Genomic DNA, 18,902 nt, shown 5'->3' on the forward strand with positions numbered 1-18,902 from the left:
AAGCGGAGCACGGACACATGGTCCAGACCATTCGGATCGAGGCCGAGGCGCGCGAGTTGGCCGGTAAGGGGGCGGCGCGCGCGACTCGGAAGACGGGGCGCGTCCCCGCGGTCATCTACGGCGCGAAGCAGGAGGCGACGCTGCTGTCGCTCGACCCGCGCGACGTGATGAAGGAGCTGCACAAGGGCGGCTGGCAGTCGCACCTCTACGAGGTGGCGGTGGCCGGCGGCCCCACCGAGCGCTGCCTGATGCGCGAGGTGCAGTTCCACCCCGTGAAGGACATCCCCCTGCACGTCGACTTCCAGCGGCTGGCCCCGGGCCAGATGATCCGCGTGAAGGTGCCGGTGGTGTTCCTCAACGAGGAGAGCGCGCCGGGCATCAAGGAGGGTGGCGTGCTGAACGTCGTCCGCCGCGAGCTGGAGGTGCTGTCCGACCCCGACCAGGTGCCGGAGCAGTTCGAGATCGACATGGCCTCCGCCACCATCGGCGACAGCCTGCGCTGGTCCAACGTGGCCGACGCCAAGGGCACCAAGCCGGTGATCGTCGGCCGCGACTTCGTGGTGGTCACCATCGCGCCGCCGACCGTCGAGGAAGAGGTGGTGATCCAGGCCCCCGCCGCGACCCCGGCCGCGCCCGCCAAGGGCAAGGCCGCCAAGGGCAAGAAGTAAGGCAGGGGTTCTGGCGTGCTGCTCTGGGTCGGCCTCGGCAATCCCGAACCGGGTCAGGCGCGGCACCGCCACAACATCGGCTTCATGGCGCTCGACGCCATCGCGCGCCGCCACGGCTTCACGCCGTGGCGGCAACGCTACAAGGGCCTGCTGGCCGAGGGCGGCATCGCCGGCCAAAGGCTGCTGCTGCTGAAGCCGCAGACCTACATGAACCTTTCGGGCGATTCGGTGCAGGCCGCGAGCGCCTTCCACAAGATACCGCCCGCCGGCATCACCGCCTTCCACGACGAGCTGGACCTCGCCCCCGGCCGCATCCGGGTGAAGAAGGGCGGCGGCGCGGCCGGGCATAACGGGCTGCGCGACATGGACCGCAAGCTGGGCACGCCGGATTACTGGCGGGTGCGCCTCGGCATCGGCCATCCGGGGATGAAGGAGAAGGTGACCGGCCATGTGCTGGGCAACTTCGCCAAGGTGGACACCTGGCTGGAACCCATGCTGGATGCGGTGGCGGAGGCCGCGCCCCTGCTTGCCCGCGGCGAGCCGGAAGCCTTCATGACCCGCGTGGCCCTGCTGACCCAGGAGAGCTGAGAATGGCGATGGAAGACGCTGCCGCCGACCTGGCCGCCGAGTTCGGCGGCCCCGGCCCGGAGGACATGGCGAACGGCGCCGCCGCCCTGGCGGCCGGGCTGCTGGCCCAGGCTCACACCCTGGCCGGCACCGCCGCCGCGCTGGAGGCGAGCGATGCCGGCCACCAGGGCGCGATCGACGCCGCCGCCGCCCGCGCCGCCCTGGCGCTGGCCATGGCCCAGGCCGTGTCCGAGGCCGCCGGCCAGGCCCGGCCCGGGCTGATCCGCGCCGCCGCCCAGACGCTCGGCGTGTCGCTCGGCGGCGCCGTGACGCAGCTCCGCGCGGCCGCCCTGGCGCTGCCGACCGACGACGCCGCCGCCCGCATCGCCGCCGCGCAGATCGCCGGCGAGATCGCCGCCGGGCTGGGCTGAGGCGGCAGGGAGGGGCATCGCCTGACGGCACCCTGGCGCACCCGCCGGGGGCCGGATCGAGACCTGCGGCCCGCGATGCGGGCCGGGCGCCCGAACGGGCGCCGCCGCAACTGCGGCGAAGCCAGGCCGGCGGATGCCGGCGCCGGCGACTGAGGGCGCCCACGCCCTGCGTGGGTGCACACGAAAAAAGGACCTGTCATGGGCTTCAACTGCGGCATCGTCGGCCTGCCGAATGTCGGCAAATCCACCCTGTTCAACGCGCTGACGCAGACCGCGGCGGCCCAGGCCGCCAACTATCCCTTCTGCACCATCGAGCCGAATGTCGGCCGCGTGGCGGTGCCGGACCCGCGTCTCGACACCATCGCCAGGATCGGCAAGAGCGCCAAGATCGTGCCCACCAGCCTGGAGTTCGTGGACATCGCGGGCCTGGTGCGCGGCGCCTCGCGCGGCGAGGGGCTGGGCAACCAGTTCCTCGGCAACATCCGCGAGACGGATGCCATCGTGCACGTGCTGCGCTGCTTCGAGGATGGCGACGTCACCCATGTCGAGGGCAGCGTGGACCCGATCCGCGACGCCGACACCATCGAGACCGAGCTGATGCTGGCCGACATGGACAGCCTGGAGAAGCGCCAGGCCGGGCTGCAGAAGCGCGCCCGCGGCGGCGACAAGGAGGCGGCGGCGCAGCTCGCGCTGATCGACCCCATCCTGGCCGGGCTGCGCGACGGCCGCCCCGCCCGCGCCTCCATCCCGAAGGGCGAGGAGGAGGCCGTGAAGCGCCTCCAGCTCCTCACCTCCAAGCCGGTGCTCTATGTGTGCAACGTCGAGGAGGGCGCGGCCGCCACCGGCAACGCGCACAGCGCGCGGGTGTTCGAGCGCGCCGCCGCCGAGGGCGCCAAGGCGGTGGTGGTGTCCGCCGCCATCGAGGCCGAGATCAGCCAGATGGACGCGGCCGACCGGGGCGAGTTCCTGGAGGGGCTGGGCCTCGCGGATTCCGGGCTCGACCGGGTCATCGCCGCCGGCTACGGGCTGCTCGGCCTGCTGACCTACTTCACCGTGGGGCCCAAGGAGGCGCGCGCCTGGACCATCACCCGCGGCATGAAGGCGCCGCAGGCGGCCGGCGTCATCCATGGCGACTTCGAGCGCGGTTTCATCGCGGCCGAGACCATCGCCTATGACGACTACGTGGCGCTGGGCGGCGAGCAGGGCGCCAAGGAGGCCGGCAAGATGCGGGTGGAAGGCAAGGAATACGTCGTCAAGGACGGCGACATCATGCTGTTCCGCTTCAACGTCTGATCTGCGATGCGCGGCGCCGAGGGGCCACCGCGCATTTCGTTCTTTGGCCGGGCCGGCGCCGACGATAAAGTGATGCCGTCCCGGCCTTGACCCTGCCGGCGGAACCTGGACCCGCGCCTGACTTTGGAACTGCACTTTCCCAGCCTGTTGTTCGTCGGCACCCTGCTCAGCCTCACCATAGGCTTGATGTGGCTGGCTCTCTCCCTCGACCGCCACCGCGCCCCGGGCCTCGGCGAATGGGGGCTGGCCGTGCTGGGCCTCGGCCTTTCCGCCTTGCTGGTGGGGCTGCGCGGCCAGCTGCCCAACTGGGTCTCGATCGATCTCGGCAATGCGCTGACGCTGGTCTCCCTCGGCATCTGCTGGCGGGGCGTGCGCCGCTTCGACCTGCGCCGGGTTCCGCTCTGGCCCATGCTGCTGCCCGTGCTCGGCTGGCTCGCCCTGCGCCAGCTGCCCGGCGTGACCGAGACGCGCGAGGCGCGGGTCATCATCATGTCGCTGCTGGCAGGGCCGATGAGCCTCGGCATCGCCTGGGAGTTCTGGCGCGGCCGGGCCGAGCACCGCCTGTTCCGCATCCTGCTCGGCGCCAGCTTCGGCCTGCAGGGCGTGCTGGTGCTGCTGCGCGTGCCGGTGGCGCTGGCGCTGGCGCGGCAGGAATGGCATGCGGGCCCCGAGCTGCCGGCGAACCTGGCGTTCAGCTTCGTGCTGGTGCACAGCATGCTGCACAGCGTGGCCACCAGCTTCGCGCTGATGGCGCTGTTCCGCGCGCGGGGCGAGCAGCGCGCCCTGGCCGCCGCCGCCGCCGCGCAGGAAGCGGCGGAGGCCGCCAACGCCGCCAAGTCCCGCTTCCTGGCCCGGATGAGCCACGAGCTCCGCACCCCGCTCAACGGCGTGCTCGGCATGGCGCAGATCCTGGAGGCGCGGCACGACCTTTCCATTCCGGCGCGCGAGCAGGTGGGGGTGATCACCCGCGGCGGCCGCCACCTTCTGGCCCTGGTGAACGACGTGCTGGACCTCGCCCAGGTGGAGGCCGGGCGCCTCACCCTGGCGCGGGAGCCGGTGCCGCTGCGCCCGCTGCTGGAGGGCACGCTGGAGCTGCTGCGCCCCGAGGCGGCGCGCAGGGCCGTGGCCCTGCGGCTGGAGCTGGCGCCCGGCTGCCCGGACAGCTTCGCCGGCGATGCGCGGCGCCTGCGGCAGGTGCTGCTGAACCTCGTCGGCAATGCCATGAAGTTCACGCCGCGCGGCGGCTGGGTGCGGCTCTCGGCCCGGCCGCAGGATGGCCGCCTGCGGCTCGAGGTGCTGGACACCGGCCCCGGCATCCCCGCCGGGCAGCGCGCCCTGCTGTTCCGCGACTTCAGCCGCCTGTCGGCGCTGGAGGTGGAGGGACACGGCCTGGGCCTGGCCATCACCCACGGGCTGGTGCAGGCCATGGGCGGGCGGATCGGCGTGCTGCCGGGGCTTCAGGAGCGCGGCAGCCTGTTCTGGGTCGAGCTGCCGCTGGAGCAGGCGCCCCCCGCCCCGCCCCAGGGCTCCGCAGCTCAAGGCCCCGCGCTCCAGGGCTCCATGCTCCCGGGTGCTCCGTTGCGCATCCTGGTGGTGGACGACGTGCCGCTGAACCGCATGGTGGCGCGGACCATGCTGCACCAGGCCGGCCACAGCGTGGCCGAGGCCGGCAGCGGCGAGGAGGCGCTGGCGCATCTGCGGGCGCATCCGGTGGAGCTGGTTCTGCTCGACCTGCAGATGCACGGCATGGACGGGCTGGAAACCGCCCGGCGCATCCGCGCCGAGGAGGCCGGCCGGGCGGGCGGCCGCCGCGTCACCATCCTGGCGCTTTCCAGCACGGACGTGGCCGAGGGGCTGCCCGGCTGCCGGGATGCGGGCATGGATGGCTACCTGCCCAAGCCGTTGCAGCGCGAAACCCTGCTGCGCGCCCTGCCCGCGCCGCTCCTGTCCGCCGGCGGCACCCGCCTGGCGGCATCGGGCTGAGGGCGGGCGCTCAGCCCGGCCCGCCTTTTTCCGGCGTGTCGCCGGGAGCCTTGCCCGGCATTTCCTCCGGCATCCCTTCCGGCGCTCCTGCCGCCGCCTTCCCGGGCGTTTCCATGCGGGCGCCGTCGAGCAGGGCGCGGCGGCGCGCCTCGGCCTCGGCGTCCCGCGCCTTCTCGGCGGCGTTGCGGCCGAACTTCACGCGGTTGGCGGCGGCCTGCTTCGCCTCCGTGGCGCGGGCGGCGGCCTTCCGGCGCCGGTTGAGGTTGACGATCTCTGCCATGCGCCCAGGATAGCCCGCCCCGCTCCCAGGAGGAACGCGCCCATGCAGACCGAACTCGCCGCGGCCGACGGCCACCGCCTTTCCGCCTGGTGCGCCGGGCCGGAGGACGCCACCCGCGCCCTGGTCGTGGTGCAGGAGATCTTCGGCGTGAACCGCCACATGCGCCATGTGGCGGAGGGCTTCGCGCGGCAGGGCTTCCGCGTCGTCTGCCCCGCGCTGTTCGACCGCGCCGAGCGCGGCGCCGAGCTGGGCTACGCGCCGGAGGACGTGCAGCGCGGCCTCAAGCTGCGCGGCGCCATCGACCCGGCCGACACGCTGCGCGACATCGAGGCCGCGGCCGCCGCCCTGCCCCGGGGCGCGAGGCGCGGCATCATCGGCTATTGCTGGGGCGGCACCGTGGCCTGGCACGGCGCCACCCGCAGCCGCGCCTTCCAGGCGGCCATCGGCTATTACGGCGGCGGCATCGCCGCGGCACGCGAGGAAGTGCCGAACTGCCCCGTGCAGCTCCATTTCGGCGAGGCCGACAAGGGCATCCCGCTGTCCGACGTGGAAGCCATCCGCGCCGCCCGGCCGGAGGTGGAGGTCTTCACCTATCCCGGCGCCCAGCACGGCTTCGCCTGCGAGGAGCGCGCCTCCTACAGCCCGGCGGACGCGGTGCTGGCGGAGCAGCGCAGCCTCGGGTTCTTCGAGAGGCATCTGAAGTAAAAAAAGGCCGGGGGAAGGAATTCCCCCGGACCCCCATCTTCTTTCTGCCAGTTTCACTCCGCGGGAGCGGCCGCCGGCTGCCACAGCTCGGGGCGCAGCTCCTCCCGGCGGTCGGGGAAGAACAGGGCGCAAAGCAGCGTCACGCCGGAAAAGCCGGCCAGCACCACCAGCGTCATGTCGAGCCGCCCCGTCGCCTCGTGCAGCAGGCCGATCAGCGGCGAGGCGGCGGCGGCGCCGAGGAAGCCCACGAAGAAGCGGATGGAATACAGCCTCACCCGCAGCGGCGGCGCGATGTAGCGTGCCGTCATCGTCTCGTTCACCGTCACCTGGCCGAAGATCGAGGCCGCCAGCGCCGCCGCCAGCGGCAGCACCAGCCAGCCCTCCACGAAGGAGAGCGCCAGCATCGCCGGCACCTGCACCAGCGCCATGGGCAGGAAGACGCGCTTCAGCGTCATCCGGTCGATCATCCGGCCCACGGTGAACTGCGTCAGCCCGCCGCAGATGGTCACGGCGAAGGCCAGGGCGCCGATCACCGGCAGCAGGTCCGGGCTGCCGGCCAGCCGCTCCTGCATCAGCTTGGGCAACAGCAGGGTGAAGGCGTTGAACACCAGCCCCGACACCGCCGCGATGGAGAGCAGCACCGCCACCGCGCGCCGCACCACGGCGGGCGGGATGACGGGGAAGGGCTTCTGCGCGCCGCGCGCCGTGGCCATGTCGACCGCCGGCTCGCGCCAGTAGAGCACGCCCACCGCCACGCAGAGCAGCCCCGGCACCAGGAAGGCCCAGCGCCAGCCGAGGCTGGCCACCAGGAAGGCCGTCAGCACCGGCGCCGTCGCCACGCCGAGATTGCCGAACACGCCGTTCAGGCCCACGGCGCGCCCCACCTTATCGCCCGCCGCCTCCACCAGCATGGCGGTGCCCACCGGATGGTAGATGGCCGAGAAGGCGCCCATGCCGGCCAGCGCCACCGCCATCCACGGCGGCGAGGGCGCGAGGCCGGCCAGCGCCATGCAGCCGCCCGTGCCGAGAAAGAAGGCCAGCATCAGGGCGCGCCGCCCGAAGCGCGCGGCGAGCCAACCCATCGGCAGCGAGCCCACGCCGTAGAGCACGAACATGCCGGTGCCGAGCGCCAGGATCGGGCCATAGTCGGTGCCGAAGCGCGCGGGCTCCTGCTGCACCAGCCCCAGCACGGCGGTGGCCAGGATCAGCAGGCTGAAATGGGTGGCGCTGTGCGCCGCGTTGATGAAGGCGATCTGTCGCGTGGCGGGGTGCAGGGACATGGCGGGCGTTCCGGTCTTGCCGTTCCTGCGGGGAAGCATAGCCTGACCGGAAACCGACATCCGGCCAGATCATGTCGCCATCCCGCCAATCGCCGATCCACATCATCTCCTCGCGCGAGCTGCCGCAGGACGCGGTGGACCGCCCGCTCGCCGGCTTCCGGCGCGACTACGCCGATGGCGGCCGCACCCCGCGCCACGCCCATCGCCGCGTGCAGCTGCTCTATGCCAGCCAGGGCGTCATGCGCATCACCACGGACGCGGCGGGCTTCGTGGTGCCGGCGGGGCGGGCGCTGTGGGTGCCGGCCGGCCTGCCGCACGCGGTGGCGACGCAGGGGCTGGTGGCCATGCGCGCCCTGTTCCTGCGCGAGGACGCGGCGCGGCTCGGCCCGCCCGGCGTCACGGTGCTGGCCGTCTCCCCCCTGCTGCGGGAGCTGATCCTGGCCGCCTGCGAGGAGCCGCCGGAATGGGACCCGGAAGGGCGCGCGGGCCACCTCGCCGCGCTGATCCTGGACGAGATCCGCCGCGCCCCCGCCCTGCCGCTCGGCGTGCCGCAGCCGCGCGACCCGCGCCTGCTGCGCCTGGCCGAGGCGCTGCGGGCGCATCCGGAGCGCGGCCTGACGCTGGAGGGCTGGGCGGCCGAGGTGGGCGCCAGCGCCCGCACCCTGTCCCGCCTGTTCCGCGCCGAGACGGGGATGAGCTTCGGCGCCTGGCGGCAGCACTGGCGGCTGGCCGAGGCGGCGGCGCTGCTGGCGCGCGGCGTGCCGCCCGCGCGCGCGGCGGCCATGGTGGGCTATGCCAGCGCCCCCGCCTTCGGCGCCGCCTACCGCGCCGCCTTCGGCGTCACGCCCGGGCAGGCAAGGCAGGCGGCGGGACCAACGGAACCCGGACGGGCGGAACCCGGACGGGCGGAACCCGGACGAGCGGAACCCGGACGGGCGGAACCAGGACAGGCCGGCACCGCCCCGCCCCGCGCGTGAGTGGCCTGCGGGTGGCCGGCTGCGGTCCTCCGCGGCTGCGCAAGGGCGCCGCCCCTCGCATTGCGGCTGTCACCGCCCGCGGAATGGCGCAATCTCCTCCCTCATGACGCCCTGCCCGTTTCCGCTCCTTCCGGCCGCCCTGGCGGGCTTCCTGGCCGCCGCCCTGGCCGCCCTTCCCGCAGCCGCGCAGGCCCCGCCGCATGGCGGCCCGCTGCATAATGGCCCGGTGCATGACGGCCCGGTGCATGACGGTCCGGTGCGGGCGCTGGCCATGGAGGCGGAGGGCGCGCGCCTCGCCTCGGGCGGCTTCGACCAGGCGGTGATGCTCTGGCCGGCGGACCTGTCCCGCCCCCTTTCCGCCACGCGCTGGCACGGGCAGGCGGTGCAGGCGCTGGCGGCGCTGCCGGGCGGCGGCTTCGCCAGCGGCGGCGCCGACGGGCGCATCGCCCTGTGGCCGGCGGGCGGCGGCGCCACCCCTTCCCGCGTGCTGCACGGCCATGCCAGCGCCATCGCCGCCCTGGCCGTGCGCGAGGGGCAGCTCCTTTCGGCGAGTTGGGACGGCACGGCGCGGCTGTGGCCGCTGGCTGGCGGCGCGGCGCGGGTGCTGGAGGGGCACCAGGGCCAGGTGACGGGCGCCGCCTTCCGCGCCGACGGGCTGCCCGTGACCGCGGGCGCCGACGGCACGCTGCGCGGCTGGCCCGCTGACGGCCCGCCCCTGCTGCTGGCCGGGCACGGCCTGCCGCAGACCGCCCTGATCGGGTTGCCGGACGGCACCCTGGCCAGCGCGGGCGTGGACGGCGCGATCCGCCTGACGAGTTCCGATGGCCAGGAGCGGCGGCTGCAATCCGGCCCCTTCCCCATCGCCGCCCTGGCCGCCACGCCGGATGGCGCGCTGCTGGCCGCCGCCGGGCCGGGGGGCGGCGTCCTGGTCTGGGCGTTGCCGGAGGGGCGGCTGCGGCACAGCCTGCCCTCGGCGGGGTTGCCCGTCTGGGCCCTGGCCTTCGCGCCCGATGGCGGCCGCCTCTACACCGCCGGCGCCGACCGGCGCCTGCGCGCCTTCGACATGCGGAGCGGCGCCGCGCTCGGCGCCGGGCCCGCCCCGCCGGCCGGGCGCGTGGCGGGGCCGGAGGAGCCGCGTGGCGCCCGGGTGTTCCGCGCCTGCGGCGCCTGCCACAGCCTGGCCGCGCCTCCGGCCGGGCAGGCGGATATGAAGGCGGGGCCGCATCTGGGCGGGCTGTTCGGCCGCCGCATGGGCAGCGTGCCGGGCTATGCCTATTCCGAGCGTCTGTCCCGCGGCGATATCGTCTGGACGAAGGAAACGGTGGCCGATCTCTTTACCCGCGGCCCCGACGTGGTGACGCCGGGGACGCGGATGCCGGTGCAGACCATCGGCGATGACGAGGACATGGCGGCGCTGCTGCGCTTCCTGGAACAGGCGACGAGGGACTGAGCCCATGCAGGAGACGACCGGCGCGGCGATCCAGGGCGCGACGATCCAGGAGGGGCCGGAGGCCGCCATCGGCGCCGCCGGCTATGCCGCGCTGCCCGGCCCGGCGGCGCGCGCGCTGTTCGACCCCGCCGGCACGGCGCTTTCCGGCCCTGCCTGGGACGCCTTCGCGCGCGGCTGGGACGCGCTGGAGCCGGACGCCCACATGGCCGATGGCGGCCGCTACCGCCTGCGCCGCCATGCCGTGTTCCGCCTCAACGCGGATGGGGCGGCGATCCGCCGGCCGCACCAGCCGCACTACCAGGGGCTGGAGTTCAACCCGCTCAATGGCGGCGTGCAGCGCCTGTTCGCGCCCGTGACGGAGGAGGCCGGCGCCAGCCCGGCGCTGGCGGCGCTGCTGGCCGGCGCGCGCGCGGTGTTCGGCCGCCTGGCGCCCGGCACGGACTGGCATGTGGAGATGCACCAGTTCCGCATCCTCGCCCGCCCCGGCGAGGCCGGAAGGCCGACGCCCGAGGGCATGCACCGCGACGGCGTGGACTATGTGCTGGTGGCGCTGATCGGCCGCGAGAACGTGGCGGGCGGCCGCACCGGCATCCGCGTCGATGGCCGCGAGGGCGAGGACAGCTTCACCCTGTCGGCGCCGCTGGACACGGTGCTGCTGGACGACCGCCGCGTCTGGCACGGCGTGACGCCCATCGCGCCGATCGACCCTGGCAGGCCGGGCCACCGCGACGTGCTGGTGCTGACCTTCCGCGCCGCCTCCGCAGGGTAGCGCCGGGGGAGGCTCCTCCCCCGGCTCCGCTCCTCACTTCCGCGCCAGCTCCCGCTCGACCACGCGCGCGAAGAACCCGGCGCCGATCGGCAGCAGGTTGTCGTTGAAGTCGTAGGTCGGGTGGTGGACGGGGTTGCTGCCCTTGCCGTCCGCCTCCGCCTGGCCGACGAACAGGAAAGCGCCCGGCCGCTTCTCCAGCATGAAGGAGAAGTCCTCGCCGCCCATGATGGGCAGCCCCTCGCGCACCACCTTGGCCTCGCCCGAGACCTCGGCCGCCGCGTCCGCCGCGCGGGCGGCTTCGGCGGCGTGGTTGATCGTGGGCGGGTAGCGGCGGTGGTAGCGCACCACGGCCTCGGCGCCATGCGCGCGGGCGGTCGCGGTGGCGATGTCGGAGATCGCCTGCTCCACCGCGTCCCGCACCTCCGGCAGCAGGGTGCGCACCGTGCCGCGCAGCACCGCCTCGTCGGGGATGACGTTGTCGGCGCTGCCGGCGTGGAACTGGGTGATCGAGACCACCGCGCTGCCCAGGGGGTCCGTCCGGCGGCTGACGATGGATTGCAGCCCGCTCACCACATGCACGCCGACCAGCAGCGGATCGACCGAGAGGTGCGGCAGCGCGCCATGCCCGCCCTTGCCGCGGATGACGATCTCCACCGTGTCCGACGCCGCCAGGATGACGCCGGGCAGCGCGCGGAAGGTGCCGAGCGGCATGTGCGGGTCGTTGTGGATGCCGTAGACGGCGTCGCAGGGGAAGCGGTCGAACAGCCCGTCCTCGATCATCGCCTTCGCACCCGCCAGCCCTTCCTCGGCGGGCTGGAAGATGAAGTGGACGGTGCCGGAGAAGTTCCGCGTCTCGGCCAGGTACTTGGCGGCGCCGAGCAGCATGGCGGTGTGGCCGTCATGGCCGCAGGCATGCATCGCGCCCGGGTTCTGGCTGCGGTATTCGAAGCTGTTGGCCTCGGGCATCGGCAGCGCGTCCATGTCGGCCCGCAGGCCTATGGTGCCGCCCTCGCCCTGCCCCTTCAGCACGCCGACCAGGCCGGTCCTGCCCAGGCCCCGGTGCACCTCGATGCCCCAGCCCGCCAGCTTCTCCGCCACGATGTCGCTGGTGCGCCGCTCCTCGAAACCGAGTTCGGGATGGGTGTGGAAGTCCCGGCGCCATTCGGTCATCTCGGGCAGGAAGTCGGCGATGCGGTTGGGGATGGGCATCGGGCGGTATCCTTGATGGGATCTGGTGTTCTTGAAGTTCAGTTTAAGCAATCTTCTTTTTCTGAAGAAAAAGAAGCAAAAAGACTTTTCAACTCTGGCGTCCCGCCTTCAACCAGCACTCGCCAAACTGACAGAAGTTTTTTGGTTCTTTTTTCCAAAAAAGAACGTCTCTTCTCAGCCACCCCGCGCGCGGTCCGGGTCCACGGCGCGCAGCACGTATTCGTCGATGTTCGGCGCGTAGTCCCGCCACAGCGCCTCCAGCGCGGCGATCGGCTCCGGATCGCGGTCGATGCGCAGGTCGGCATAGGGGAAGCTTTCCTCCGCCACCATCAGCAGCACGGCGCTGACCAGGGGGCGGCCCTCGCCGCCCGCCGCCTCGCCGGCCTTCAGCGCGTCGATCAGCCGGTCGCCGAGCGGCGCCTCGGGATGCGCCAGGAAGGCGTCCACCATGGCCTGCGGCACCCGGTCGCTGGCCAGGATGTTGCCGATGGCCACGCAATCGGCGCCATGCGCGTGGTTGTGCGCGGGCTTCACCCGGGCGCCGTGGAAATGCGCGGTGCGGCCGGCGCGGTCGATGGCGGCGAACTGGCGCCAGCCATGGTCCGGCGTGCTGGCCTCCAGCGCCGCCACCGTTTCCTGCGCGGTGCAGCCGGAGCGCAGCAGCGCCACCCCGCGCGGCCCGAGGCGGGGATCGGTGCGGTGCTGCGTCAGCACGCCGCCGATGCCGGCGGCCAGGAAGGGGACGCGGGCGCCGATGCACAGGCCCGAGGTGGTTGCCACGGCGCCGAACTGGCCGGTGCGCGCGCACCGGCCGATCAGGGAGAAGGTCATGGCCGCGCATTCAACGGGCGAAGCCGGCGCTTGTCCATCCGGCGGGGCGTGCGCTTTGCCGTGGCGCGGCAGGGCGGGGCCGGCTATAAACTCACGATTTCGTGATGTCTCTGAAAAGGTGGTTCACGCATGGCCCTCCGCCGGGCGGGGCTGCTGCTGCTGTCGCTGCTCTGCCTTTCCGTGGCGGGCGCCGCGCGGGCCGAGGAGATCCCGGCCACGGGCGGCAATCATGGCGGCGCCGGGCTGATCGAGACGCGCAACGCCCGCTTCCGCGAGGACGGCACGCTGGAGGCGGGCACGGCGCTGCGCCACCAGCGGCGCTTCTGGTTCGTCAACTTCCAGGCCCTGCCCTTCCTGGAAACCACCTTCCGCCTCACCGAGCGGCTGGATGGCACCACGGGGCGCGGCATGACCACCGACCGCGCCTTCGACCTCAAGCTGCGCCTGCTGGAGGAGAGCGACACCACCCCCGCCCTGGCCGTGGGCTTCCAGGACATCATCGGCACCGGCCTTTATGCGGGGGAGTACATCGTCGCCTCCAAGCGCTGGCATGGCTTCGACCTGTCGGCCGGGCTGGGCTGGGGGCGCGTCGGCTCGGGCGGCGAATGGACCAGCCCGCTGGCCCTGGCCGACGACCGCTTCCGCGACCGCCCGCGCGATGTGGGGCGCGGCGGCACGCTGCGGCGCAACTGGTTCCGCGGCGGGGAGGTGGCGCCCTTCGCCGGCGTGGAATGGTCCGCCCCCGCGCTGGATACGCCCTGGGGGCCGGTGGAGGGGCTGCGCGCCAAGCTGGAATGGAGCGGCGACGCGCTGCGCGACGAGCGCGGCGGCTACCCCGCCCGCCGCGCCGGGCTGCGCGGCGAGGCGGCGTCGCGCGTCAATCTCGGCCTGCAATGGTCGAACGAGTGGCTCGATGCCGGCATCCACTGGGTGCATGGCACGGACCTGCTGCTCCGCCTTTCGCTGCGGCTGGACCCGGACGATCCGCCCGCCCGGCCATCGCCCCCGCCGCTGCCCATGCCGCGCCGCCCGGCGCGTGCCGCCGCCCTTCCGGGGGCCGAGGCGGAGGCGGTGTTCGCGGCGCTGGAGGCGGCGGGCTTCCAGCCCGTGGCCTATCACCGCGCGGGCATGGTGGCCGAGATCGCGCTGGGCGGCGGCCGGTTCCGGGAGTTCCCGCAGGTGGCGGGGCGGGTGCTGCGCGCCACCCAGACGGCGCTGCCGCCGGAGGTGGAGATGCTGCGGCTGCGCTGGTGGCAGCAGGGCGCCGAAACGGGCGTCATGGAGATCCCCCGCGCCGCGCTGGAAGCCGCCGCCTGGAACCGCGCCAGCCCTGAGGAGGCCTGGCTCGGCGCCACCCTGCTGCCCGCCACCGGAGAGCTGGCCCCCGGCGCCGCCCACCCCGGCGGGGTGGACTGGTCCTGGGGCGTGGCCCCCACCCTCGCCTTCTCGCTCGGCGATCCCTCGCGCACGCTGCGCTGGCAGGGCGGGCTGGCGGCGGGCGGGCGGATCGGGCTCGGGCCGGAGGTGCTGGGGGGCGGCTGGGCGGTGGCCGGCTCGGTGCGGCAGGCGCTGCTGGGCAACCTGTCGGGCGGCCTGCCCTCCGACAGCCTGCTGCCGCGCGTGCGCAGCGACGAGGCGGCCTATGCGCGGGAAGGCCGCACGGCGCTGGCGACCCTCTATGCCGAGCGCGTCTGGAACCTGGCGCCGGACTGGCTGGCCCGCGCCAGCGCCGGCTATCTGGAGCCGATGTTCGGCGGCGTCTCCTCCGAGGTGCTGTGGCGCCCGCATGACCGGCCCTTCGCCCTCGGTCTCGACCTGAACTGGGTGGCGCAGCGCGGCTTCGACCAGAAGCTCGGCTTCCGCGGCTATTCGGTGGCCACCGGCCATCTCTCGCTCTACGCCGACCTGCCGGTGTGGAACCTCTACGGCGTGGCCCGCGCCGGCCGCTACCTGGCCGGCGACTGGGGCGCCACGCTGGAGCTGGGCCGGCGCTTCGCCTCCGGCATCGAGGTGGGCGGCTTCGCCACCCTCACCAATGTCTCCGCCGCCCGCTTCGGCGAGGGCTCCTTCGACAAGGGCATCTATGTGCGGGTGCCGCTGTCGCTGTTCGGACGGGACAGCGCGGAGCGCGGCGGGCTGCTGATCCGCCCCGTGCAGCGCGATGGTGGGCAGCGCCTGGCGGTGGACAGCCCGCTCTGGGAGATCGCGCGCGAGGGGCGCGCGGAAGGGCTGCGGCGGGGGGCGGCGGGCTTCGCGCGGTAGCTCCGCATCACGGCATGGCGGGGAACGCTTGACCCGGCGCGCTCCCGACACGACTTTCCACGCCAAGCCGCGAGCCCGGCGGGGCGTCTCCCTGTTCCCGCGCGACGGGCCGCATGAGGAAGAGAGCACGATGAGCGAACTCACCAAGGCCGTCAGCGACGACAGCTTCAAGCAGGATGTCCTGCAGGCCCCCGGCCCGGTGCTGGTGGATTTCTGGGCCGAGTGGTGCGGCCCCTGCCGCATGGTCGCGCCGATCCTGGACGAGGTCGCCAAGGACTATGCCGGCCAGCTCACCGTCGCCAAGGTGAACATCGACGAGAACCCGATGACGCCGAACGAGTACGCGGTGCGCGGCATCCCCACCATGATCCTGTTCAAGGATGGCAAGCCGGTGGACACCAAGGTGGGTGCCCTGCCGAAGAGCCAGCTCAAGGACTGGATCGCCACCGCGCTGGGCAAGTAGCCGCTTGCCGGGGCAGGGCAGGCTCGGCCGGCGCGGGGCGCTCGCCCTCGCCCTCGCCGCCATGGCGGGGGCGCCGGCCTGCGCGCAGCCGGCGCGCGGCCCGGCCGCCGAGGCTGGCGGCGGGGTGGTGCGCAGCGAGGCCGCCGCCTTCCGCGTCGTTCCCTTCGCGGAGGGGCTGGAGCACCCCTGGGGCGCCGCCTTCCTGCCCGATGGCCGGATGCTGGTGACGGAGCGCCCCGGCCGGCTGCGGCTGGTCGGCCGCGACGGCCGGGTTTCCGCGCCGCTTTCCGGCGTGCCGCCCGTGGCGGCGGCGGGCCAGGGCGGGCTGCTGGACATCCAGCTCGCGCCCGACTTCGCCGACACCCGCGAGGTCTATCTCTGCCAGGCCGCCCGCGTTTCGGGCGGCAACCTGACGCGGCTCGTCCGCGCCCGCCTGTCCGCCGACGCGGCCGCGCTGGAGGCGGTGCGGCCGCTGCTGGATGCCACCCCCGCCCAGGACGGCAACGGCCATTATGGCTGCCGCATCGCCTTCGGCCGCGACGGCAAGCTCCACATGACCACCGGCGACCGCCAGCGCGACAGCGGCCGCGCCCAGGAGATGGGCGACCTGGCCGGCAAGCTGCTGCGCCTCGAGCGCGATGGCAGCCCCGCCGCCGGCAATCCCTTTCTCGGCCGCGCGGGGGTGCGCCCCGAGATCTACGCCTCCGGCATCCGCAGCCCGCAGGGCCTGGCGCTGAACCCCGCCACCGGCACGCTGTGGGAGGTGGAGATGGGCCCGCGCGGCGGCGACGAGATCAACCTCGTCCGCGCCGGCGCCAACTATGGCTGGCCCTTGGTGGGCCATGGCCGGGCCTATAGCGGCGCGCAGATCCATGAGGCGGCGTCCGGCCCCGGCCTGCAGGACCCGCTGCGCCACTGGACGCCCTCGATCAGCCCGTCGGGCGCCGCCTTCTACACGGGCGATGCCTTTCCCGGCTGGCGCGGCAACCTGTTTCTGGCGACGCTGAGCAGCCAGGGCCTGCTGCGCCTGACGGTGGAGGGCGACCGCGTGACCGGCGAGGAGCGGCTGCTCTGGGGCGAGCGGCGCCTGCGCCATGTGGCGCAGGGCCCGGATGGCCTTCTCTACCTGCTGACCGACGAATCGCGCGGCCGCGTGCTGCGCCTGGAGCCCGCCGCGCCCTGAGGCCTTCCGGCTCCTGGCTGCCCAGGCTCAGGGCGCGCGGCACCCCCTTCCGCGCCGCAAAAGGGCCAAGCCCGCGTGGACGTGATTACCCCAACAATTACAGCTCCTGAACAATTCCGGCCAGCAGGCCCGATCCCATGACGGCCGCACGAATCCGGCAAGAAGGGGAGGCCGTCCTGTTCAACATCATGAGCCGCTTGAAACGCATGCGGGCCGAGATCCACGAGACCCACCGCCATGTCGAGGGGATGGCGCGCGCCCTTTCCAGCTCCGCCCAGGCCCTGGCCGATGTCCGGCGGCAGGTCGGGCAGGTATCCTCCGGCCTGGAGGTGCAGGCGGCGAGGATTGCGGCCGAGGCCGGGACAAGGCCCGAGCCGCCCGCCACCTGGGTGCCGCCGGGCCACTTCTATTCGCCGATCGTGGACACCGACGAGCTGGAGCGGCGCCGGAGCAGGGTCTTCGACCGCAGCGCCGCGCCGCATGGCATCGACCTGCGCGAGGCGGAGCAGCTCGCCCTGCTGCGGCGGCTGAAGCCCCACTACCAGAAGCTGCCCTTCCGCCCCGACCGGTCCGGCGGCCTCCGCTATGGCTACGAGAACCCCAATTTCAGCTATGGCGACGCGATCATCCTGGCCTGCCTGCTGATGGAGCTGCGGCCGGAAAGGTTTGTCGAGATCGGCTCGGGCCACTCCTCCTGCGTCATCATGGACGTCAACGACCTGTTCCTAGACCGGTCGATGGACATCTCCTTCGTCGAGCCCTACCCCGATCTCCTGCGCAGCCTGATGACGCCGGCCGACCGGGAGCGCTACGCCATCGTCCCCACGCCGGTGCAGGATCTCGACCTTTCCCTGATCGACGGGCTGCGGGCGGGCGACGTCCTGTTCATCGATTCGACGCATGTGTCGAAGTGCGGCAGCGACGTCAATTTCGAGCTCTTCACGATCCTTCCGCGCCTGGCCTCCGGCGTCCACATCCACTTCCACGACATCTTCTATCCGTTCGAGTATCCGGAAGCCTGGTTCTTCGAGACCAACAGGTCCTGGAACGAGATCTATGTCCTGCGCGCCTTCCTGGTGAACAACGCGGAATACGAGATCGTCCTGTTCAACGATTTCCTCGGGCAGCGGCACATGGACGTCATGCGCGCCGACTTCCCCCTGTTCGAGCGCAATCCCGGCGGCAGCCTCTGGCTCCGCAAGCGGTAGGCGCGCCGCCCCTCAGGCGATGGCGATGCCGCGCCCCGCGAAGAAGCGGCCGAACACCGCCGGCGGCAGGGACACATCCTCCCGCGCCGCCGGCTCATGGCCCGAGGGGTTGTGGAAGGTGATGGCCTCCGGCGTGGCGGCGGTGACCAGCACGAGGTGGCCGCCGGTGTGCGGCGGCACGCGCTCCGGCCAGCGTATGTCCTTGTGCACCGAGGCCATGAAGAAGCCGCCCCCCGCCAGCAGCGGCACGAGATCGGCGGGTGCCAGGCCGAGATGGGTGGCGGCCCGCAGCCCGAAGCGCGCCGCCGCGTAGCGGATGAAGGGCGCGTAGATCAGGCCGCGGATGGCGCCGTCCGCCTCCTCCACATAGCCGCCCTCGGCGGCGCAGCCGCGCGCCAGCTCCAGCATCGGGTGCGCCCGCCCCGTGCGGGCGGCCAGCACCATCTTCAGGCAGGCCATGCCGCAGAGATGGCCGGCCCAGCGGGCATATTCCTCCACCGTCGCGGCGCCCGAGCCACGCCAGGCGGGGTCGCGCAGCAACGCGGCCTCGGCGCCCTCGGCCAGCACGGCGGGCGTCATGCCGGGCGATTCCCACTGGCTGAAATAGGGAACGCGGCCCGCGCCGGGCGAGGCGCGCGCGGCGGCGCTCACCCGCGGCGCGCCGCGCGCGCCCAGAGCCGCGGCCCGACCAGCCCGAGCAGGGCCAGCAGCAGGATGCAGAGCGAGACGGGGCGGGTGACGAAGGTGGTCCATTCGCCCTGGCTGATGGTCAGCGCCTGGCGCATCGCCTGCTCCGCCATGGGCCCGAGGATCATGCCGATCACCACCGGCGCGGTGGGGAAGTCGAAGCGCCGCATGAACATGGCGACGATGCCGATGCCGTAGAGCAGCATCAGGTCCACCACGGAGTTGCTGATGCCGTAGGTGCCGATGGTGGCGAAGACCAGGATGCCGGCATAGAGCTGCGGCTGCGGGATCTTGAGGATGCGCGCCCAGAGCCCCACCAGCGGCAGGTTCAGCACCACCAGCATGATGTTGGCGATGTAGAGCGAGGCGATCAGCGTCCAGACCAGCTCGGCCTGGCCGGTGAACAGCAGCGGCCCCGGCTGGATGCCGTAGCTCTGGAAGGCGGAGAGCATGATCGCCGCCGTGGCCGAGGTGGGCAGGCCCAGCGTCAGCATCGGCACCAGGATGCCGGCGGCGGCGGCGTTGTTGGCGGCCTCCGGCCCCGCCACGCCCTCGATGGCGCCGGTGGTGCCGAACTCCTCCGGGTGCTTCGAGAGCTTCCGCTCGGCGTAGTAGCTGAGCATGGTGGGCATCTCGGTGCCGCCCGCCGGCATCAC

The 18,902-nt window shown here is 73.4% G+C and carries 19 protein-coding genes; 13 read left to right on the forward strand and 6 right to left on the reverse strand.

Annotated elements, in window-relative coordinates; translation table 11 throughout:
* Window positions 1-17: 17 nt before the first annotated feature.
* The 5 genes from CR162_RS11075 to CR162_RS11095 all read left to right on the forward strand — a co-directional run bounded on the left by CR162_RS11075 (window position 18) and on the right by CR162_RS11095 (window position 4,942).
* Window positions 18-668, forward strand: coding sequence for a 50S ribosomal protein L25/general stress protein Ctc (locus CR162_RS11075; protein ID WP_099095613.1), 651 nt, complete (start codon window positions 18-20; stop codon window positions 666-668).
* A gap of 15 nt (window positions 669-683) precedes the next feature.
* Entirely contained in the window at window positions 684-1,256 is a 573-nt protein-coding gene (gene pth, locus CR162_RS11080; RefSeq protein ID WP_099095614.1) for an aminoacyl-tRNA hydrolase, read from the forward strand.
* A 2-nt stretch (window positions 1,257-1,258) separates the two neighbouring features.
* The gene (locus CR162_RS11085) at window positions 1,259-1,666 is read left to right on the forward strand and encodes a hypothetical protein (protein ID WP_099095615.1); all 408 of its coding nucleotides are present in this window, start codon (window positions 1,259-1,261) and stop codon (window positions 1,664-1,666) included.
* 198 nt (window positions 1,667-1,864) lie between these two features.
* Window positions 1,865-2,959, forward strand: a complete 1,095-nt coding sequence (gene ychF / locus CR162_RS11090; protein WP_099095616.1) for a redox-regulated ATPase YchF — start codon at window positions 1,865-1,867, stop codon at window positions 2,957-2,959.
* Window positions 2,960-3,082: 123 nt separating this feature from the next.
* Entirely contained in the window at window positions 3,083-4,942 is a 1,860-nt protein-coding gene (locus CR162_RS11095; RefSeq protein WP_099095617.1) for an ATP-binding protein, read from the forward strand.
* Between the two features lie 10 nt (window positions 4,943-4,952).
* Here the strand turns inward: CR162_RS11095 and CR162_RS11100 are convergent, their stop codons facing one another.
* Window positions 4,953-5,222 carry a DUF4169 family protein gene (locus CR162_RS11100; protein WP_099095618.1) on the reverse strand — a complete coding sequence of 90 codons (270 nt, stop codon included), beginning with the start codon at window positions 5,220-5,222 and terminating at the stop codon, window positions 4,953-4,955.
* A 42-nt stretch (window positions 5,223-5,264) separates the two neighbouring features.
* On the opposite strand from CR162_RS11100, the gene CR162_RS11105 reads away from it, so the two are divergent.
* On the forward strand, window positions 5,265-5,927 hold the full coding sequence (locus tag CR162_RS11105) for a dienelactone hydrolase family protein (protein WP_099095619.1): 663 nt from the start codon (window positions 5,265-5,267) through the stop codon (window positions 5,925-5,927).
* A 53-nt stretch (window positions 5,928-5,980) separates the two neighbouring features.
* On the opposite strand, the gene CR162_RS11110 is transcribed toward CR162_RS11105, so the two are convergent.
* The gene (locus tag CR162_RS11110) at window positions 5,981-7,207 is read right to left on the reverse strand and encodes an MFS transporter (RefSeq protein ID WP_099095620.1); all 1,227 of its coding nucleotides are present in this window, start codon (window positions 7,205-7,207) and stop codon (window positions 5,981-5,983) included.
* Between the two features lie 71 nt (window positions 7,208-7,278).
* On the opposite strand from CR162_RS11110, the gene CR162_RS11115 reads away from it, so the two are divergent.
* The 3 genes from CR162_RS11115 (at window position 7,279) to CR162_RS11125 (ending at window position 10,403) form a co-directional block, all read left to right on the forward strand.
* Window positions 7,279-8,184 (forward strand): AraC family transcriptional regulator, encoded by a 906-nt coding sequence (locus CR162_RS11115; RefSeq protein WP_099095621.1) that lies wholly within the window; start codon window positions 7,279-7,281, stop codon window positions 8,182-8,184.
* 103 nt (window positions 8,185-8,287) lie between these two features.
* Complete coding sequence (locus CR162_RS11120; RefSeq protein WP_099095622.1) at window positions 8,288-9,634, forward strand: c-type cytochrome; 1,347 nt, start codon at window positions 8,288-8,290, stop codon at window positions 9,632-9,634.
* A 4-nt stretch (window positions 9,635-9,638) separates the two neighbouring features.
* Window positions 9,639-10,403 (forward strand): 2OG-Fe dioxygenase family protein, encoded by a 765-nt coding sequence (locus CR162_RS11125; protein ID WP_099095623.1) that lies wholly within the window; start codon window positions 9,639-9,641, stop codon window positions 10,401-10,403.
* 33 nt (window positions 10,404-10,436) lie between these two features.
* Here the strand turns inward: CR162_RS11125 and CR162_RS11130 are convergent, their stop codons facing one another.
* Together CR162_RS11130 and CR162_RS11135 are read right to left on the reverse strand one after the other, a co-directional pair.
* Window positions 10,437-11,612: a M20 aminoacylase family protein gene (locus tag CR162_RS11130; protein WP_099095624.1), complete on the reverse strand. Its 1,176-nt coding sequence runs from the start codon at window positions 11,610-11,612 to the stop codon at window positions 10,437-10,439.
* Window positions 11,613-11,786: 174 nt separating this feature from the next.
* Complete coding sequence (locus CR162_RS11135; protein WP_099095625.1) at window positions 11,787-12,443, reverse strand: DUF1028 domain-containing protein; 657 nt, start codon at window positions 12,441-12,443, stop codon at window positions 11,787-11,789.
* Between the two features lie 129 nt (window positions 12,444-12,572).
* Between CR162_RS11135 and CR162_RS11140 the strand changes: the two genes are divergently transcribed.
* From CR162_RS11140 to CR162_RS11155, 4 genes are all read left to right on the forward strand, one after another.
* The gene (locus CR162_RS11140) at window positions 12,573-14,705 is read left to right on the forward strand and encodes a YjbH domain-containing protein (protein ID WP_099095626.1); all 2,133 of its coding nucleotides are present in this window, start codon (window positions 12,573-12,575) and stop codon (window positions 14,703-14,705) included.
* Window positions 14,706-14,835: 130 nt separating this feature from the next.
* The gene (trxA, locus tag CR162_RS11145) at window positions 14,836-15,168 is read left to right on the forward strand and encodes a thioredoxin TrxA (RefSeq protein ID WP_099095627.1); all 333 of its coding nucleotides are present in this window, start codon (window positions 14,836-14,838) and stop codon (window positions 15,166-15,168) included.
* A gap of 4 nt (window positions 15,169-15,172) precedes the next feature.
* Window positions 15,173-16,351: a PQQ-dependent sugar dehydrogenase gene (locus tag CR162_RS11150; RefSeq protein WP_245870275.1), complete on the forward strand. Its 1,179-nt coding sequence runs from the start codon at window positions 15,173-15,175 to the stop codon at window positions 16,349-16,351.
* A 137-nt stretch (window positions 16,352-16,488) separates the two neighbouring features.
* On the forward strand, window positions 16,489-17,559 hold the full coding sequence (locus CR162_RS11155; RefSeq protein WP_218014880.1) for a class I SAM-dependent methyltransferase: 1,071 nt from the start codon (window positions 16,489-16,491) through the stop codon (window positions 17,557-17,559).
* Window positions 17,560-17,571: 12 nt separating this feature from the next.
* On the opposite strand, the gene CR162_RS11160 is transcribed toward CR162_RS11155, so the two are convergent.
* Window positions 17,572-18,210 (reverse strand): cysteine peptidase family C39 domain-containing protein, encoded by a 639-nt coding sequence (locus CR162_RS11160; RefSeq protein WP_245870276.1) that lies wholly within the window; start codon window positions 18,208-18,210, stop codon window positions 17,572-17,574.
* The coding region (locus tag CR162_RS11165) for a tripartite tricarboxylate transporter permease (protein WP_176559815.1) at window positions 18,207-18,902 on the reverse strand (696 nt) is incomplete at its 5' end. The genes CR162_RS11160 and CR162_RS11165, both read right to left, overlap by 4 nt.

This window comes from Teichococcus rhizosphaerae (assembly GCF_002631185.1).
In the GTDB taxonomy this organism is placed as follows: domain Bacteria; phylum Pseudomonadota; class Alphaproteobacteria; order Acetobacterales; family Acetobacteraceae; genus Pseudoroseomonas; species Pseudoroseomonas rhizosphaerae.

Coding starts and splice junctions, on each gene's coding strand:
- CR162_RS11100 (WP_099095618.1), bottom strand. CDS start 5,222: ATGGCAGAGATCGTCAACCTCAACCGGCGCCGGAAGGCCGCCGCCCGC.
- CR162_RS11140 (WP_099095626.1), top strand. CDS start 12,573: ATGGCCCTCCGCCGGGCGGGGCTGCTGCTGCTGTCGCTGCTCTGCCTT.
- CR162_RS11115 (WP_099095621.1), top strand. CDS start 7,279: ATGTCGCCATCCCGCCAATCGCCGATCCACATCATCTCCTCGCGCGAG.
- CR162_RS11075 (WP_099095613.1), top strand. CDS start 18: ATGGTCCAGACCATTCGGATCGAGGCCGAGGCGCGCGAGTTGGCCGGT.
- CR162_RS11120 (WP_099095622.1), top strand. CDS start 8,288: ATGACGCCCTGCCCGTTTCCGCTCCTTCCGGCCGCCCTGGCGGGCTTC.
- CR162_RS11085 (WP_099095615.1), top strand. CDS start 1,259: ATGGCGATGGAAGACGCTGCCGCCGACCTGGCCGCCGAGTTCGGCGGC.
- CR162_RS11155 (WP_218014880.1), top strand. CDS start 16,489: ATGACGGCCGCACGAATCCGGCAAGAAGGGGAGGCCGTCCTGTTCAAC.
- trxA (WP_099095627.1), top strand. CDS start 14,836: ATGAGCGAACTCACCAAGGCCGTCAGCGACGACAGCTTCAAGCAGGAT.
- CR162_RS11130 (WP_099095624.1), bottom strand. CDS start 11,612: ATGCCCATCCCCAACCGCATCGCCGACTTCCTGCCCGAGATGACCGAA.
- ychF (WP_099095616.1), top strand. CDS start 1,865: ATGGGCTTCAACTGCGGCATCGTCGGCCTGCCGAATGTCGGCAAATCC.
- CR162_RS11125 (WP_099095623.1), top strand. CDS start 9,639: ATGCAGGAGACGACCGGCGCGGCGATCCAGGGCGCGACGATCCAGGAG.
- CR162_RS11110 (WP_099095620.1), bottom strand. CDS start 7,207: ATGTCCCTGCACCCCGCCACGCGACAGATCGCCTTCATCAACGCGGCG.
- CR162_RS11135 (WP_099095625.1), bottom strand. CDS start 12,443: ATGACCTTCTCCCTGATCGGCCGGTGCGCGCGCACCGGCCAGTTCGGC.
- CR162_RS11105 (WP_099095619.1), top strand. CDS start 5,265: ATGCAGACCGAACTCGCCGCGGCCGACGGCCACCGCCTTTCCGCCTGG.